17 protein-coding genes and 1 tRNA gene are annotated in these 17,256 nt (G+C 37.1%); 2 read left to right on the top strand and 16 right to left on the bottom strand.

The genetic code is table 11. The features are described 5' to 3' along the window. Positions 1-38: 38 nt before the first annotated feature. From BM327_RS01460 to BM327_RS01395, 14 genes are all read right to left on the bottom strand, one after another. Positions 39-590 carry a hypothetical protein gene (locus BM327_RS01460; protein WP_139230201.1) on the bottom strand — a complete coding sequence of 184 codons (552 nt, stop codon included), beginning with the start codon at positions 588-590 and terminating at the stop codon, positions 39-41. A gap of 60 nt (positions 591-650) precedes the next feature. Continuing rightward, positions 651-1,007, bottom strand: a complete 357-nt coding sequence (locus BM327_RS01455; RefSeq protein ID WP_090245545.1) for a hypothetical protein — start codon at positions 1,005-1,007, stop codon at positions 651-653. 87 nt (positions 1,008-1,094) lie between these two features. Then, positions 1,095-2,039: a transporter family protein gene (locus BM327_RS01450; protein ID WP_090245541.1), complete on the bottom strand. Its 945-nt coding sequence runs from the start codon at positions 2,037-2,039 to the stop codon at positions 1,095-1,097. Continuing rightward, on the bottom strand, positions 1,996-3,036 hold the full coding sequence (locus BM327_RS01445; protein ID WP_090245539.1) for a cytochrome-c peroxidase: 1,041 nt from the start codon (positions 3,034-3,036) through the stop codon (positions 1,996-1,998). The genes BM327_RS01450 and BM327_RS01445 overlap by 44 nt, the downstream gene beginning before the upstream one ends. Before the next feature lies 1 nt (position 3,037). Continuing rightward, positions 3,038-3,883: an MbnP family protein gene (locus BM327_RS01440; protein ID WP_139230200.1), complete on the bottom strand. Its 846-nt coding sequence runs from the start codon at positions 3,881-3,883 to the stop codon at positions 3,038-3,040. Between the two features lie 82 nt (positions 3,884-3,965). After that, positions 3,966-4,403: a hypothetical protein gene (locus BM327_RS01435; protein ID WP_090245535.1), complete on the bottom strand. Its 438-nt coding sequence runs from the start codon at positions 4,401-4,403 to the stop codon at positions 3,966-3,968. Positions 4,404-4,458: 55 nt separating this feature from the next. Continuing rightward, a complete protein-coding gene (locus BM327_RS01430) occupies positions 4,459-5,103 on the bottom strand; it encodes a 2OG-Fe(II) oxygenase (protein ID WP_211664699.1) in 645 nt (214 codons plus the stop codon). A gap of 82 nt (positions 5,104-5,185) precedes the next feature. Further along, the gene (locus tag BM327_RS01425) at positions 5,186-6,031 is read right to left on the bottom strand and encodes a patatin-like phospholipase family protein (RefSeq protein WP_090245533.1); all 846 of its coding nucleotides are present in this window, start codon (positions 6,029-6,031) and stop codon (positions 5,186-5,188) included. Positions 6,032-6,107: 76 nt separating this feature from the next. Further along, positions 6,108-7,100, bottom strand: a complete 993-nt coding sequence (locus BM327_RS01420) for a T9SS type A sorting domain-containing protein (protein ID WP_090245531.1) — start codon at positions 7,098-7,100, stop codon at positions 6,108-6,110. Positions 7,101-7,276: 176 nt separating this feature from the next. After that, positions 7,277-8,257 carry a T9SS type A sorting domain-containing protein gene (locus tag BM327_RS01415; RefSeq protein WP_090245529.1) on the bottom strand — a complete coding sequence of 327 codons (981 nt, stop codon included), beginning with the start codon at positions 8,255-8,257 and terminating at the stop codon, positions 7,277-7,279. A 144-nt stretch (positions 8,258-8,401) separates the two neighbouring features. Beyond that, a complete protein-coding gene (locus tag BM327_RS01410; protein ID WP_170853636.1) occupies positions 8,402-8,998 on the bottom strand; it encodes a CHAP domain-containing protein in 597 nt (198 codons plus the stop codon). Between the two features lie 122 nt (positions 8,999-9,120). Next, positions 9,121-11,751, bottom strand: a complete 2,631-nt coding sequence (locus tag BM327_RS01405; RefSeq protein WP_170853635.1) for a T9SS type A sorting domain-containing protein — start codon at positions 11,749-11,751, stop codon at positions 9,121-9,123. Positions 11,752-11,984: 233 nt separating this feature from the next. Further along, on the bottom strand, positions 11,985-13,103 hold the full coding sequence (locus BM327_RS01400; RefSeq protein ID WP_090245525.1) for a lipid II:glycine glycyltransferase FemX: 1,119 nt from the start codon (positions 13,101-13,103) through the stop codon (positions 11,985-11,987). A 212-nt stretch (positions 13,104-13,315) separates the two neighbouring features. Continuing rightward, complete coding sequence (locus BM327_RS01395) at positions 13,316-13,852, bottom strand: hypothetical protein (RefSeq protein ID WP_090245523.1); 537 nt, start codon at positions 13,850-13,852, stop codon at positions 13,316-13,318. Positions 13,853-14,056: 204 nt separating this feature from the next. Between BM327_RS01395 and BM327_RS01390 the strand changes: the two genes are divergently transcribed. After that, positions 14,057-14,953, top strand: a complete 897-nt coding sequence (locus tag BM327_RS01390; protein ID WP_090245521.1) for an AEC family transporter — start codon at positions 14,057-14,059, stop codon at positions 14,951-14,953. A gap of 152 nt (positions 14,954-15,105) precedes the next feature. Then, the gene (locus BM327_RS01385; protein ID WP_090245520.1) at positions 15,106-16,437 is read left to right on the top strand and encodes an AbiH family protein; all 1,332 of its coding nucleotides are present in this window, start codon (positions 15,106-15,108) and stop codon (positions 16,435-16,437) included. Positions 16,438-16,811: 374 nt separating this feature from the next. On the opposite strand, the gene BM327_RS01380 is transcribed toward BM327_RS01385, so the two are convergent. Then, positions 16,812-16,885, bottom strand: a tRNA-Arg gene (locus tag BM327_RS01380). Between the two features lie 92 nt (positions 16,886-16,977). Beyond that, complete coding sequence (locus BM327_RS01375; RefSeq protein WP_090245518.1) at positions 16,978-17,250, bottom strand: ATP-dependent Clp protease adaptor ClpS; 273 nt, start codon at positions 17,248-17,250, stop codon at positions 16,978-16,980. Positions 17,251-17,256 lie beyond the last annotated feature (6 nt).

Below are 17,256 nucleotides of genomic sequence, written 5' to 3'. Positions count from 1 at the left end.
ATTAATGTGCACTTCAACAAAACTGAAGTGCTTAATGCTTAAATAAAGGCAAGGAATTGTGGGGGCGGTGAATGGACTTCTCCAAAGCGAGAAGTATAGTTAATGAAGTAGGAATTCGTCCATTCCCTATCAACAGGAAAATGCTCAGTGATTACATATACAGGAAAGGAATTGTTCCATTTATCTGCTGTACACAAGACATGGGTTTTCGATTTTTGTAGCGGACTATTTTGATTCAATGCAGCCTGAAACCATGCCGTATAGCGCTGACTCAATACCGTTTCTTTGGTATCTTTCCAACATTTGTAAAGCACACTGTCGCCCTCATAAACGCGATGTACGATATCATACATCATCTCTTGATACTTGAATTCACGCGCGTGTTTCCACTCCATGATGTGAGCAGTATCTTTTAGAGCAAATGTGAAATTCACTAATTCATCCTCTGCAGCACCGGCTTTGATCATGGATCTTACCTCGTGTCTTACCGCTTTCTTTTGCACACCATACATCACCCTCAATCCTATAAAAGGAAAGAGTAAAACGATGGAAAATACCACGATAACCGTATGTAAGATGTGTTTTTTCAACGCAAAGTAAAATGAATAAAAATGAGGAGGGTGGATAGCGTGTTGATCTTAAAAATTCAACTAGGGAATTTTTAAACAGACATGCTTAATGAAAAGTACAGCAAACACCCTATTCGAATGTGATACACGCATCCCTTTTCCAAGGACTAAACTGGGATATTGAACAAAGGCATGCGTAGCTATTCCTTCATGAAAATCATCAGCATTCACATGTTCTTCGTTTTCTTCTTCCTGCTCTTCAATGTTGATGTATTCCATTTTATGGGTATCATCCTCATTGTTTGAAACACTTAGAATTTCAGAAGAGAGCGTTGAAGTATGCGCTGCATGAGAATAATCAACAAAAAAAAGAGCAGCGACCAATACGATTAAAAACCGTAGTCCACTACTCTTCAATATGTTAGTAAATAATTTCATTCTCGCGGTGAACAAATATAGAGATTTGTAGGTAATAGTAAGCCTTTCTCCATTTCTTTTAGTTCAATGAATGTCATGGAATTACAATTAAAACCTATACCTAATTCCCAAATTCAATCGCTTTCCTCCACGAATAGTACTCAATGCATCTACATTGTAAGATTGATGAATCACTGGAAGAAACTTCATCCAATAGGTCAGTTTTGAGGTTTTAACGGCCACGCCAATATCTGCTAAAACAGCATTTCCTCCTGTATTAAAAACAATTTTACCGTCTTCTGTATGCTGCTCTCCGTGTTCAAAGTACGCACCTAAAGAAGGATAAATCGTTGTATTTCCCCAGTTAAACAACCGACCGAAAGAAGCAAACACATTCAACTGATTACCAAAGTGATAATCATCTTTATTTACAGTATTCCATCCATAAGATAAATCCGTTGTATAGCGCCATTTTTTAAACATAAACATATATTTCACTACCGCGGAATAAGCAAAACTACCTTTTCCGGCTTGAAAATTTCTGTTGACGATTTCACCTTCATGTTCCAGTTGATAAGCGCCTGTTGGCAAACTAATATTCGCTCCAATATCTAAAAGATGACCTCGAATTTTTGTTGTATCCATGGGAGGAGAAATTAGTCGGTACGCTAACCCTAAGGAAGCGTCTCCTAAACTAGCATGCGCTATATTTTCTGTATTCCCTCGCATGGTATTGTACACCACAGGTAAAATGGCCATTCCATAGATTTTCGGAGTAAAATGATATTTGGAAGTGAGCTCCATTCTGTGATAGCTATCGTTCGAATATATATCTTCCAAATATTGACTGTTGTAGTTGATTTGCGCATTGAACTGTACATGTGAATAGCGCAAACCGAAGTAGTTATTGGTCGTTTCCATCCCCAAGCCCATGCTCATCCCTCCTACTGCACATCCACAAACATCACAGGCTTTTGCATCGGGAGTGATAAGTAGTAAGGCTAAGAGGCTAATTGTACTCCACAAATTTTTGATCTTGTATAAAGTCAACATCACTTAAAGTTTTTAAAAATGAAATAATTGCTTCCTTCTCCACCTCTGAGAGCGGAATTCCAATTTGAGGCTCGTTTCTAAGTTCTGGCGCTAAATTTTCAACCTCCAAAACACCTGTGTCATAATGGTCCAACACCTCTTTTAAACTCCAAAATCTGGCGTTATGCATGTAAGGTGCTGTTAAAGCCACGTTGCGCAAACTCGGTACGCGAAACTTGCCGTCGTCCAAAGGATTTTCTGAAATCAGGGCTCTGCCTTTATCGGGATAGATGCTGTCCAACCCTATGTTTCTATATTCGTGGTTAGTAAACAAAACACCTGTATGACAAGTAGCACATTTACTCTGAAACAAGTTCAAACCTTCTTGTTCTTGTTGCGTTAACTCGCCACTATGATTCAACCATTTGTCGTAAGGACTACTTGCACTTACCATCATCAAAGTAAACTGACTCAAAGCTTTTAAGAGATAAGGAGAACTTATACTATCCACATCAAAGGCCTTTTTAAATGCAAGTAGATACTCAGCGTTTGCATTGAGTTTACTCACCACATTACTTAAGGATTCTTTCATTTCTATCTCAGACTCAATGGCATTGATGGGTACAAAGTCCAAATGCGTTACTCCTCCATCCCAAAAGAACTCTTTGAAAAAGGCCAAATTGGTTAACATTGGAGCATTTCTGATTCCCACTTCATTGTCTACCCCTATGGAAAAAGGATGCTGTTGTCCGTCTGCAAAGGCAGTTCCTTGCTGGTGACAATTCGCACAAGCCACACTACCATCTAGAGAAAGTAATGGATCATAGAATAACTTTCTCCCCAATAAAAATCCTTCTTCGGTGATTTCATTCTTAGAAAAATCATAGGTAGTATTTGGGAAATGCTCAGGTTTTACGAAAGCAAAAGACTGAATTTCACCACGATTCTTACTACAAGAAAGCAAAACAAGAACTACGCATGTCATGCACGCGTAGCTCAATTTATATGTCCTTTTCATCTTATTGGTGTACGTGATCCATGACAAACATACTTTGGAAAGTAGCTGCAAAAGGAGCCCCCGCCATAGGAGAATGTACAGAATAAGAAGTTGTAAAATCGTTGTTTGAAGCATTGAAGAAAGGCAATACATCAACCACTACGTGTGCTTCGGGAGCATATTTCTCACCGATTAAAATAGGTGAACCAAAATCTAAGGTTAAGGTTTTCAGGTTGTTCACAAACATACTTCCTTCCACATCTTTCCAACCACCTACATGAAATTCCATGCGTTTTGCAGGGATACTTGATCCGTTTCCTTGGTCAACAAATTCTTGCGGAGAATCGGCAGCACTGCCTTCTACTTTCATGGCTATGTAACCTGCATTCCAATTCCAGAACCATGCTCCATTGGCAGGATCCAAAACACCACCAGAAGCTCCAGATTGCACTCCTTCTTCACCTACACCTATGGTGAAGCTCACTTGATCGTAACTTCCTTCTGGAATATTATCAAGGTTAATAAAACTAGATGATGGATTACTCGCTTCCACTTTATAATACCCTTTAGCCGATTCAGCCGTAGCTTTCATTTCTTGGGTATAGCTCTCACCGTTAGGTCCACTTAGCGTGAAAGCACTTACATAAAAACCAAAATTTGAGACGTTAAAAGCCTGGTTATTTGATGTATTGTAATCATAATTTACAGTATCCCCAGCTGCTCTTAACGCAAGCGGAGAACTTCCCGCTTTCAAATCAAAATTCACCAAGATTTCACCTTTGTATTCGTTTTGATTTTGTTGAATATCTTCTTTCTTACACGCCACAGCAAACACTGCTATAGCGAACATTCCTATAATTTTTTTCATTGTTTTGTACATTAAATTTTGCGCATAGGCGCACGCCTGCGATGGGTTTCTTCGCAAAGCAATTTCTAGCATGATTTTTAACTTATATGTACAAAACTTGGGGAGGTGGAACGGTGATATCTCCAGTAAACGTAGCTAAATGATAGCTGTAGGGAATAAAATTCTTTTCGTCCTTCTCTAAAAAGTAAATTGGTAAATCTACAGGATTGTTTAAACGTTCGTAGTCTTTTTGTTTGAACTGAGATTTTGAATCTTTCTTTGAGGGTTTGGAATTCTCCTCGGAGTTTAAGGCTTGATCATCGTTAACTTCGTTGGCCAACTCTTTCATCAAATAACACTTACCGTTACACTCTAATTCTTCTTGGTCTTTGTTCTCACAAAGTTCTTCGGCAATTTGTTCTTGATTTTGCGTAAAATGAAGGATGGTTTGCACGGGCTTACTCAAAGAGAAAACGTAAATAAGGATTACTATGCCGGCAAATATTCTCATACCTGCCGACAAAATTAATCTTTCCTCCATTTCTCAGTTGAAAAATGGAAGGATAATTATCATTTTTTGGTGAAATTATGCTCCACTACAAGAATCCTAAACCAACGGGGTTATTCAACATCCAACCGGTTAAACTCATCCTACCTGTTTCTGTGGTAAGCACTTCGTGTTCTACTACTCCACTTTTAAAAAGTACCAAACGATTTGCCTTCGGAGCAATGTCTAAATCTCCTTCCTCTCTAAAAATTCTCAATTCTCCACCATCGCCTTGTTGCCAATCTTTGTTGAGGTACAAAACGTAAGAAAGTTGTCGGTTATTTCTACCCTTAAACTGGTCTAAATGCTTTTGATAATAAGTTCCTTTGGGGTAAAAAGCCAAGTGGTATTCAAAATCTGAAATACTTAAGAACAGGTAGCGATTAACTTTGGCCACTAAATCGTCCATTTGAACGTGAAGTGCATCCAATTCTGTATCGGTATTTTTGTCTATCCAATACACATAATCTCCTCTAATTTCTTTGGCTATCGTGTGATCTCCTAACGTTCCTATCCCTGCTTTTGCAAGGGCGTCATCATCACGTTTCACTTGAAAAAAATCAAAAACTTTAGCAAAGATTTCTTCGCTTAAATAATCATCAATTACCACAAAATCCTTTTGTGCCAATTCGTCAAACCACTGAAGGTAGACCTCGTCTGAGTATGCTTTCAATTCAATAAATAAGGTGCGCAAAATTACACCAAAAAGAAATTCCAAATACCGGGGAGGAAAAATAAATATATGCGCTGCTTAAACCCAGTTTTACCTCACTATCTTAAAGCTTACTGCAGAAATTCTCTGTAAGTTCTTTCGCTTTGTTAAACAAACTTTCCTGCTCTTCTTTAGTGATATCGAAATGCGTAGATGAAATGTGCAAATTATCTAAGAAAATTGTGCGCTTTCTTACTTCATCTGATTTAAACATATCCATGTCTTGCCCCTTTAAGACGGCCTTAAACAAACGTTTAATGTAACTCCCTATCTGATCAAAGCCCAAGTCTTCATCCTTATCTTCGGTATTGATATACAATCCAAGAGTTTTATCCAAATTGTCAAAGGCTGATATGGGATAATTATACAACACTCCACCATCGATGAAAATGTGTTTATTCATGTCTCCATTTGGGAACTGCCAAGCATTGAAAAAAAAGGGAATGGACATAGAGGCTCTGATTGCTTCTGCAATTTTAATATGCGGAGTTTGTTCAAAGGAAAACTCTTGGAGTCCGGTAGTATTTAGATTACAGGCAAAAACCTTTAAATCCCAACAATCGCAGGCGTTAAGATCTTTAAAAGTCATTTCTGGGTCTTTATCCTTTGCTGCAATGATTTCTTTGATCCAGGTCAACAAAAAATTCCCCTTATACAACCCATAATCATGTGTAATTTTCAGGTAGTTGGTCTCTTTCTGAAATTTTTTAAAATTGGTTTGGGCCATTAATTCCTTTAGGTCATTCGCCGTGTACCCCAAGCATAAACTCAATGCAGTTAAGGCTCCAGCGGATGTACCTGCAACACGTTGAATGTTACTCAAAAGTCCTTTCTCTTCCAAAACATCAATAGCCCCTGCATAGGCCATTCCAAGGACACCACCTCCTTTAAAAACCAAATTTTCGTACATCTTCAATGCTTTGGTTTAAAAATAAAATAAAGTCTTGAAAGCTTTCTAAATTTGAGCTCTATTAATTGTAAATTAACTATACCACCACCAAACTATAATCTTTCATTTCTGAACTCCTAAGATGGTAAACCCCTTTCGGAAGGTTACTTAGATCAAAAATCACGCGATTTTCTCCCATGGACTGGAGGTATTTATCAGGTGAAATAATTTGTCCTTGAGCATTGAATACCTTGTAATTCTGTTGTTCTACAGCTTTCCCCTCTAAAATGAATTTACCATCCACAGATGGATTGGGAAACAACACTACTTCATCTTTTTCTTTGAGTTTGTAGGACATCAACTTTAAAAAGGTGGTATCACCATTTAAATCCACCTCCATCAATTTAAAGTAATGCACTCCACTTTTTGCTAATGGCAGAGTTACGGCATAATCGGTTTTGACTTCTGAGTTTCCCTGCGCTTGAACCTCTTCTAACAATTCAAACTCATCGCCCTCGTAAAGGTGTTCTACCAGATAGGATTTGGTATCTCTTTCAACAGCAGTAGTCCATTCAAAGGTTATATCTCCCATTTCAGTTGACCGAATATCGGTACTATATAATTCCGTGAAAAGAGCAAAACCGGGCAAACAAATTTGATCATAGGTAGCGAACATTTTTCCTATGGCAGTAATGATTACTTGGTTGCACAGCAAACTTACTGGTGTATCTGAGGCACAATTGGTAGAATTGGTGCTAAGGGAACTAGTAACGGTTAAACCTGATGCCGTGTCTGTAGGTAAGGGAAAAGAAGTGTTATTTGGGGCTATCGCGCCGTAACAATTTAACTCCGTATCTATACTGTGTATATTTCCTGCCTTGTAATTTCCAGAAGAGGTGATGGCGTATTGTATATCCACGGTAAAATCGTAGCCCGTGGTACAACTTGCTTGCACAGGATTCACTTGTAAAATCGTGAAATCGAAAAAAACCATGTAGGTGTGATTGCTCGCCTCAACCCAACACTGCGCGCCCAAATTCTTGGAGCATAGAAGCATAGGGAGGCTTAAGAGAAGTATTAAGCGTCTCATAGTAAAGTTGTAAAAAAGGTTTAGAACAACAATTTACGACAAAAGCTTTTGAATAAAAAAAATATTTAGTTCAAAACTAAAACCTAAAACACTATAAACTAGATAGTTAATTCAACTAATTTAAACATTCAAAACCACTCCTTTATGCAAGTAAGAGTATACAAAAAAGAAATAAACTAGGCGTAGATTAAGCGATAACAACTCCCCTTTTCATCCTTTAAATAATAGACTCCCTTCTGAAGATTATTTAGTTGAATCTTCATTTGATTGCCTTCGTGAATCAAAATAAATTTTTCGTCCGACACCAAATTTCCTTGAGCATTGCATAAAATGAAGGAATTTGGGATCAAATTAGAGGCACTAAGTGTAAAATTTCCACTTGAAGAAGGATTGGGGTAAACTTGAATATCAGATGGAGCGCTTTTGGTAAAGCTCATCAATTTTAAAAAAGTGGTATCCCCATTTAAATCTATTTCCGATAATTTAAAATAGTGATTTCCAACTTGAGCATTTTTCAATTGACTCTGGTAATAGGTTTTAACTTCAGAATAACCCTGGGCAGGAATGTTTTCTAACACTTGCCAATCTTCTTCATCAAACAAATGCTCTACTAAATAAGTAGCCGTATTCGACTCTGTAGCGGTGATCCATTCAAAATTCAGATCTTCATTGTTCTGGGTAAGCTCTGCACTCAGTAAGCTTGTACTTAAAGGAACGGCAGGTATACAGAACAAGTATTGTGAACTCACTTGCTTTGCATTTATGTGAAGGAAAAAACCATCACACAACAAATCAGTAGGCGTATCTGAAGCACAGTTTGTTGAGTTGGTAGAAAAGATAGTTGTATAAACTTGTCCACTTGCCGTGTCTAGTGGTAAAGGAAAGACACCGGCGCCCGTTCCTCCATAACAATATAATTCACCATCCAAAGCCAGTATATCACCCTGCGTATATCCTTGTGAGGCAGAAATCACATAGTCGATAATTACTTTAAAGTTATAGCCATTTGGACACCCACTTTGTTGCGGTACTATTTGCACTGGGTTTAAATATATATTCAAGGAATAAGCTCCATTGTTGGAAACGACGGTACATTGTGACCAAAGTACAGACTGTATTCCCCCCATAAAAAGGAGAACCAATAAAAGGTTTTTCATGTTTAGTTGTTTCTGTCAAACCCTGTTGGTATTCAGAATTTGCAGTTAGACTAAACGAAATTAGTCGGTATAAGCTTCCCTACGCTATACAATCAATAAGCGTAAGGAAGGAATTAATATTCAACTAAAAATATTTTTCTAGTACTATTTCCGACGCAAATACCCCAATATTCCAGTAGCATGAATCTTATAGGCATCTTCTTCTTTTGAGATCTTGTAGTTAACGCGACTTTGTTTACCGGTATTTTGTTGGACTAATTCTAGCTCATCCTCTTCTACTTTAGAAATGATAGCTACGTGTCCGAAAGAATTAAAAATAGATCCGTCAAAAACAACCAAGTCACCCTCTTTTGGAGGATGAACTGAAGGATGATTGTATTGAATCAAATTTCTATCTAAATTCAAGCTAGCATCATTTAAACTTTTATTGAAGAAATCTTTGGCGTGACCGTAAGAATTGGGCATTTTATGGTTGTAAACTTCATAATAGTAGCGTTTAACAAACTCTACACATTGATATTTTAAGCCCAAGTTGTAGCCGTCTGGCGTTGTATTTCTACCCGAAACATTTCCCGTAGAGCCGTTGTAATAAACCACTACCCCTCGGTGCACATCCAAAGTATCGCCTACTTCGTGGTTCTTAAATACAGCCATTTCACCTATGGCCTCTCTGTGATAAATTAGCGCAAATACGCTGCCCGTAATGCAAGAAATAAAAATGATTTTAAGTAAGGTTTTCATGCTTTTAAAAGTACGAATTCAGTTCGACTTTTACTTCACAAGGAATAACTTTTACCCCTAAATTTCCTACAATTAAAAACAGCCCTCCAAAGACGAGCTTAGCTTATAATTTTTTGAAAAACCTAGTATATAATCAAACGCTCTTCTCGGGTTCCTAAATTCGTTGTGAATTTTAAAATGTAGCTTCCTGGATTCAGTACTAAATTGAGATGCACAGTAGATACGTTAGAAACATCTTTCTGCACTACTACCCTACCTCTCATATCTACAATTTCTATACGCGCATGGTCATAGGTGTTTTTTAATTCACAAGTAAAATGTCCATTATTTGGATTCGGATAAACCTCAATCTCACGCCATTTTTGTTCTTCTACACCTGAGTAATCTCGCGTGTACACTACACAAGCACTCGTGTCATAGCAACCTTCTAATTCTACACTCACGGCATAAACACCACTTGTATCGGGTATAAAATAAGAATTGGTTGCTCCTTGAATATCCGTTAAACTGTTTTCACAATCTAGCCATTGATAGGTGTAGTCAAAGGTGTCTGAATGCACAAAATTGATCGTACCATCCATGTAATTTTGATTTTGAAAGGCTTCTATTTCTATAGCATTCCAAACAATATGAGACTCAACGATGCTATCACAACCAAATATAGACTGTAGGGTATCTGTAAAAATACCCTCCATATTCATGTAGCTATTATTCCCCACCTGATATACTTCATTGTTACATATCGTATCGAATTTCGTACTAAAAAAATGAGGTCGGAGCTTGAGTTCATACATCACAATGCTATCATTTCCATTAATATCTGTGTAAGTTTCTAAGGCACTTTGCGGATTTGAATAGTAAATTCCCCCCACCATTATACTATCACCAACACAAATCGCCAACTCTTCTTGAATGGGTTGATACCCCAAACCTAAAGTATAGCGCTGGTAATTCAAATTAGTGCTTGTAGAAAGTAATTCACCTGCATTGTTTCCTGTACAACTTCCGTTTACTGTAGCTGTATTATTCAGCCAATTGCTACCATCCAAGCCCAATAAAGTTAAGCCAGAACAAGTACCCAAAGCATGTTGTGCTGCATCCTCCCAATTTAAACCTACTTGCACTTCATTTGTTCCGTTTAAACAATTTACCTCCCAATAATCTAAACTGCTTACAGCTACAGTAGGAGATGAAAAATTGGTCAAATTTCCCGGGTTATTTCTAAAGTAATTGGCACTGTAATTCTGGTTTGAATTTGAGGAAAGAAGTCTGATAGGTGCGTAAATACCCGCATTTCCTAAAGGAAATGTAAAATCCAAGGTATTCATTTTAACAACCTTCCCTTGCAAGTAAGACAATGAATTTCCTCCCGTAAAATTGGCTTGATCACCGAAAATAAAGCTCAAAGAATCACTTAAATCAATACTACCCTGAAGGAGCCTTAGGGTATCAGTTATTTTCAAATTCACTAGAGGGATTACCTCACCACTTGGTTTATCTATACTTAGGTAAGTCATCGCCAAAGTATCTTGAATTGAACCAAAATAACCCACTTTTAAACTTTGATCATTCGTACCGTTGAGAACTATACCCTGACTACTTAAGCCCAAACCGTTCTTCATTTTTAAATTGCCACTAACATACAAGGGCTGTTGTGTATTTTGTTGAATAGACGTATCTACATCTACCCTCAAATTATGAAATTGAAAAGCTCCATTTCCTGAAATATGTGCTCCATTTTGAAACCATAATTCAGTACTGCTAATGTTCATGTACCCCTCATTCTCTATAATAGAAAGTTCATTATTGGGATTCAAATGGTTGAAAAAAATCACCTCATTACCCTTTGCCTGTATACTGTCTTGGGGATGATCTAGTTTTAAGAAAATATTTTTAAAGTAAGACGACAAATGTGTTTCAGCAATATTCAAATTGAAATACACATCATTGGGAGATGTATTAAGGATTGCATTGTAAAAATCACCAATTCCTTCAATAAAATCTATGTCAACTGTACCCGTGTAATTTCCTGAACCTTCCACCTGAAAAGTATCCATAAAAACTACATAAGCCCCGTAGCCTGTAGTTTTAAAAAAGGGTGAATAATTTCCTGTAGACACTTCATAAGTCGTTGTTCCTTCTACATAAAAATGTGCATTATTTACGGTAATTCCAGAGTTTTGGGTTGACAACCCGTTTTCTACCTTTAAATAATCCAGAAAGAAGTTTCCGGACTCCACTAAAAGTTGACCTCCATTTGTAACGCTCAAACTATCTATGTTCGTTGCATTACCATCAAAACTGACTGTTGCTCCTTGGTCTACAAATATATTCCCATAAAAAATCAAACTATTGAAATCAAAATCTGCGCTTGCTTCATTGAGAAATTGTAAAGTACCTGCAGAATCTTGAAGGGTTAAAACCCCTGAATTCATTTGGATGAAACTACCAGAATCTGAACAAATTATATTTTCATTTACCATTAAATTGGTTTCTATGGTCAATAACGCACCATTGAGTACGTGAATAGAATTCGGCACGAACAGAGGAATACTATCCAGAAAGGGCGAAGCTGCCACTCCTGTATAATTAGCTGGATCTATTACAATATCTTGTCCTGTAAGTGGCCATGCCGACCAATTTGCAGCATTATTCCAAACAGAATCTACGTTACCTGTCCAATGCTGACCATAACTGAAATTAGAAAATAGAAAGAATAAAATGAATGCAAGGCGAGTAAGGAGTACTTTCATATAGCGTGAATTTAGGTTTGGAGCCATACCATCATAGATCTATGCAACTCAACGGTTAAATTATAAACATAGTTGGTAATTTCCTAACGATGTTGTTTTTTAACCTTCACATTCTTAAGGAAGTAACTGTAAACACTAAGATCTACATGAAAAAAACGTATCCCACGCTTACAATTCCTCCTTCATAGAACCGCCATTGCTTTTAGCTAGCACCCTCACTTCAATTCACAATCTTAATTATTATGAAAACTTTTGGCTTGTATTTCTTTCGCTCTATAGATTTTATATTCCTGTTCCATTAATGGATAATCCCAACATCCCATGCGGTGAAAAAGCTCCGCGCCAAAGCCGTGTTTGAAACGAAAGAGTCCGGCCATAGGATGTGAAGGATAAGGATGGGGTGAGGTTCCAAACATATCATATTCTACACACCCAGCTTTTTTGGCGCGCTGTATGGCCTCCCACTGTAAACAATACGGCGCCATCAGCCCCCTGTGCTTTGCCGTTGATGCTCCATATAAATAAGTGGCCCTACGGTTAGAAATTACAAAAATCATAGCCGCCAGCATCTCTCCTTTATAACTAGCCATCAATAGCTGTACATCGCTGTCTACTCCCCTTCCCTCTGCTTCTATTACGGTTTTAAAGAATTCTTTGTCTTGCAGCTGCATGCCATTGCGCTGCGTAGTTTCTGCATATAAAGCATACCACTCATCCAACATTTCTATGCCGTACTGTTGTACTTCCACGCCTTTGCGTTGAGAAAGACGAATATTGTAGCGCGTTTTGGGCTTCATTTGGGCCAAAATCTCTTCTTCACCTTGTCTTAAATCCACAAAGAAAGTATTGGAGGGAAGGTTATCCGTTCTGCTTTTGAGTAACTTGCCATATTCTGTATTCCAATTGAGTCTGTACTCTTGCGTTTTATTTTCGGGTGGACCTTTCCAGTAGTTGTTTTCATCATAAAAAGTATCCTCCTTACTCCACAAATTCTCCCAAGGTAAATCGTAGCGTATGAAAATGCATGTTTCTGGCAATTGGGACTTAATGCGTTCGGAAAGGGTTTCAAGAAAAAAACCGTAGTTCTCTTCTTCGGGTAGAAGGTTTGGGCCATAAGGTACGTAGGCAAAAGTAGCCGAAGCTCCAATTTCGTAGAGATAAACGATCAAATCTTCTGTATGAAATTTGTTTTCTTCCCCCTCTACATTTAAGAGTTCATCGCTTACTTTGATTTCAAAAGCCAAAGGTTGTGCACCTTGTCGACTTTTAATATCTGCCCAAATAGGGTCTTGTGTTAATATATTATTTGCTGCTACTTCCTCTAACTCTTTCGGCTCTACCGAACACTGCATACCCTTTTCCTTTTTTTATTTTGGGGTGCAAAAGTAGGGAGCTCTGTACAAAAGACCAACCAGAAGCTATTGAGTTTCTTTATAGCTAAATAAATTACATAAAGGAAGTTAATACAAACAAAAATTCCCTCTCCCCAAATGGAAAGAAGGAATCTTCTCGTATCAACATAGCTGCACAAAGAAAGCTAGCTACATCGTAATTTTTTTATGTTCTATTTATGGATGCGTTCAACGCTGGTAATTTCATCCAAACCGTGGTAGAGAAAACTCACCAAATGGAGCATTTGATCGCGCCCTTTGTTTTGTCCGAATTTGGAAGTAAAAAAGATGGATACCGTTAAAACTATGCCTGCAGGTATTACCCATAACCAACTCGCGTCATCATACTGTTGGTATTTTACTAAACTAAAGATGCCTCCTATGGTAGAAAGGATGACAATAAAGGCATAGCAGAACATGAAGAACAACCAAACAGAAGGCTTGGGTCCGAGTAAACAATGCACCAAGATGTCCTCCGAGAACTCTTCTTTTTCTATACGCACGGAGAGTTCTGGCGACCAGTAATGTTGTTGACTTGTAGGAATTTTAAGAAAAATATAATGACGTGATTTTGTTGTAACCACCGTTGGATCGCCCTTGGCTTTATCTTCCAAATACTGCAGTGCTTTGTCGGGTTCTACCTCCACCTTCAATTCAAAACGCGGACGAATTTCTCCCAAAACAGAATGATCAAAACGATTAAAAGCCATAGTAGTTATCTCGTGTGTGGATTAAAAATAAGAGAATTTCGTTTTGGTCTTTGTAGGTGAGCTTAATTTAGAATGGGTCTAGAACTATATGTTCAATCTTCTGCTATCGTTTTATTCTTTTAGATTTTAAATCAAGGGACAACAATGCTATCCCATCTCTAAAATATAGCGCATATTTGTCGCGGTAAAAAACGACGAATAGACATGGCAAACTTTCTATTGATACTCATCTGCTTTGTGGCAGGTTTTGTAATGCGTAAAACCAAAGTATTACAGGATGGGAGCCACTTGGGTATAAACGCATGGATTATCTATGTAGCCCTGCCTGCAGCCGCTTTGTTTTATTTACCAAAAATCACTTGGTCGAACGACCTATGGCTCCCCGTATTAACGCCACTTATTTGTTGGATAGGAGCTTGGGTGTTGACCCAAAGTGTACAGCGTTATTTCAAATTTGACAGACCCACACGCGCTGGATTTCTCATTGTAACTGGCTTGGGAAATACTTCCTTTATTGGCTTTCCCCTCATCTCGGCCTATTATGGCGAAGAATATTTGTCTATAGCCGCTATTGTGGACCAAGCCAACTTCTTTTTGTTGGCCGTCTTTGCCTCTTTTGTGGCCATGAAAAACGAACCTGGAGGAAATGTGTCTTTAAAGTTCATTTTAAGAAAGCTTGTCACCTTCCCTCCTTTCTTTGCCTTGCCTTTAGCTTTTGTATTACCCAGGTATATGGATATGACACAGATAGAGCCCTTGTTCAAAACTTTGGCTGCGACGCTATCTCCTTTGGCTATTTTTAGTGTGGGAATTCAGTTTGAATTAAAAGACCTAAAAAGCATTTGGAAACCCGTTGCGGCAGCCTCTATCTACAAACTCATCCTCTCGCCTATTTTAGTGCTCCTTTTGGCCTTGCTATTAAACATAACAGGTATGCCCCGCACCATCTCCGTGTTCGAAGCCGGAATGGGTACTATGATCTCTGCAGGAATTTTGAACGATCAATTCAACCTAAACCCGAAGTTGAGCAACACTATTGTGTTTACTACGATATTGCTTTCGTTTTTGACCAGTGGGGTGTTGTATGGGGTGATGGGGTGAGGTGGTTAGTTACTGTTTTGGTAATGCTCAAGTATGGAAGTCATTAACTAAGAGTTACACTCAACTTTAGGTTAGGTTTTTAAAAGCAAGGAATTCACGTTCACCTCCTTTTTTAATTCTTGTTAAATTAGCACCAAACCATTTTAACAGACATGAATAGGATCATTTTATTAGGAAATGGATTTGATTTGGTAAACGATTTTGAATCCTCATACAATAACTTTCTCAGACATCTTAGGGATGAAACTATTAAAGATCTAGAAATAAATGGAACTGGAAATCGGTATAATAACGGTATTGTAGATTTAAAGAGTATCGGTAACCCTATTAAAGAGATAAATCACTTTAACGCAATTCAAATATTATTTAGAGGAAATAATTTTGGTAATGACATTTTCGAGGCAAGAATTTGTAATAAATTTCTTCAACGACTAATAAAGAAACAAAGAATACAAAATTGGGTCGATATTGAACAAGAATACTACGAGTTACTAATCAATATATTCTTACAAAAAGAGGGGTTTATTACTATTGATGAACTAAATGAAGATTTAACATTTATTACAAATAAGTTGATTGAATTTCTAAAGATTAAGGAATCAAAGTTCACTGAAAAATTAAATGCACTTGACCCTATGGATTCGGATTTCAATAAATTACAAAACATTACCCAAAACTTATTAGATGATATTAACGTCTTTCACCTCGCACCAAAAGTTATTAATCAATACTTTACAATGATTGGTGAGGAGTTACTTTTAAATACTGAAAGTATAACAGAAACTAATAACAAGTTCGAATTTAAAGCCAAATACAAGGAGGATTTATCAGCTGAATTAAATGAGTATTGTTTAAATAATGGGATCGAACAAGCTCGATTAAAAGACGTTAATAAGGTATTGGATAGATATGAAAAATCAACATCTCAATTAAATGAATTAGTTTCTATTTCACCTGAAAATATTTTAGTTGTAAATTTCAATTACACAAACACTTTAAAATTGATTATTGATTGGTTGATTACAATGGAAAAAATCTCAACTGATAGGACAAAAAATATAAGGATTTTAAATATTCATGGTAAACTTAAAAGTCGGGATTCAATAATATTTGGATTTGGAGATGAAACTGACAGTCAATATTCTTCGATAGAAAATTCCAAAAAGGATGATTATATGTTAAACTTCAAATCTATTAACTATTTAAACTCTTTTGGCTACAGGAGCCTACTTGAGTTTTTAGAAACTGAAAACTATCAAGTCTACACTGTCGGACTATCATTTGGACAATCCGACAAAACTCTTCTAAATACTATTTTTGAACACGATAACTGTGTCTCAATCAAACCATTTTACAGAAAAATAGATAATGATAACGACAACTATTCAAAACTAGCAATGGCGATATCTCGTAATTTTCGTAGTAAAGCAAAATTGAGAGAACGTGTTGTTAGTAAAGTCTTATGTAAATCTATTATTGAATAACACCTCTTAAAGAACCAAACTTTTAAACTCCTCCCTATCTCTTTTTTACTGATTAACCCTATAAATCACCGTTGTTTTTCCACTAGTATTAGACGCAATTTTCATGGTAATATCTTCGGTTAAACAATCTAAAAAGGAATTTCTAAGTTAATATTTCATTTTCCGCCTTATGTGAATGTAATTCACAGCTAGAGAAAGGCTTTCATCAGAATTACTGGCGTGATCCTCTTCGCATTGGTAGTACTCAAGCATGAAAGTCCATTCTGATACCGCGTATCATAATGACTTTTTTCGCTTTCCGCCTTTCAAGAATGCAATTCTTGACGACGTAAAACGAAAAAAGTCCTTCACTATTCGTGAAGGACTTTCTTTTGTGACCCCGTCAGGATTCAAACCTGAAACCTCTACAGCCGTAATGTAGTGCTCTATTCAGTTGAGCTACGGAGCCTTTTGTTTGCGAGTGCAAAACTACAGAGTTTATTCTGTTTTACAAAGCTTTTTGGTGACTTTTTTAAAACTTTTTTTCTTCTTTTTTACAAGCTACTGAATCTCAGCGCTTATCCCTCTATCCAATAATGCTGTACACATTGGCTCGAGTTTGCTGTACTCTCCTCTTTTCACTTCACACTTCCCGTTAAAGTGAATAATGTGGGTACATTGTTCAGCTTGTAAGCTATCGTGTTTACAAACTTTAATCAACGAATCTATTACATGATCAAAGGTATTTACGTCATCGTTGAAGACAATTAAATTTTTCTCACTAACTAACTTCTCTACTACCTCATCTGCAAATTCAACGTCTGTTTCAATCATACTTTC

This window comes from Lishizhenia tianjinensis (assembly GCF_900116425.1).
Lineage (GTDB): Bacteria > Bacteroidota > Bacteroidia > Flavobacteriales_D > Crocinitomicaceae > Lishizhenia > Lishizhenia tianjinensis.
Note: the sequence above shows the minus strand (reverse complement) of the source record. Positions and strands in the feature narration are given on the sequence as shown.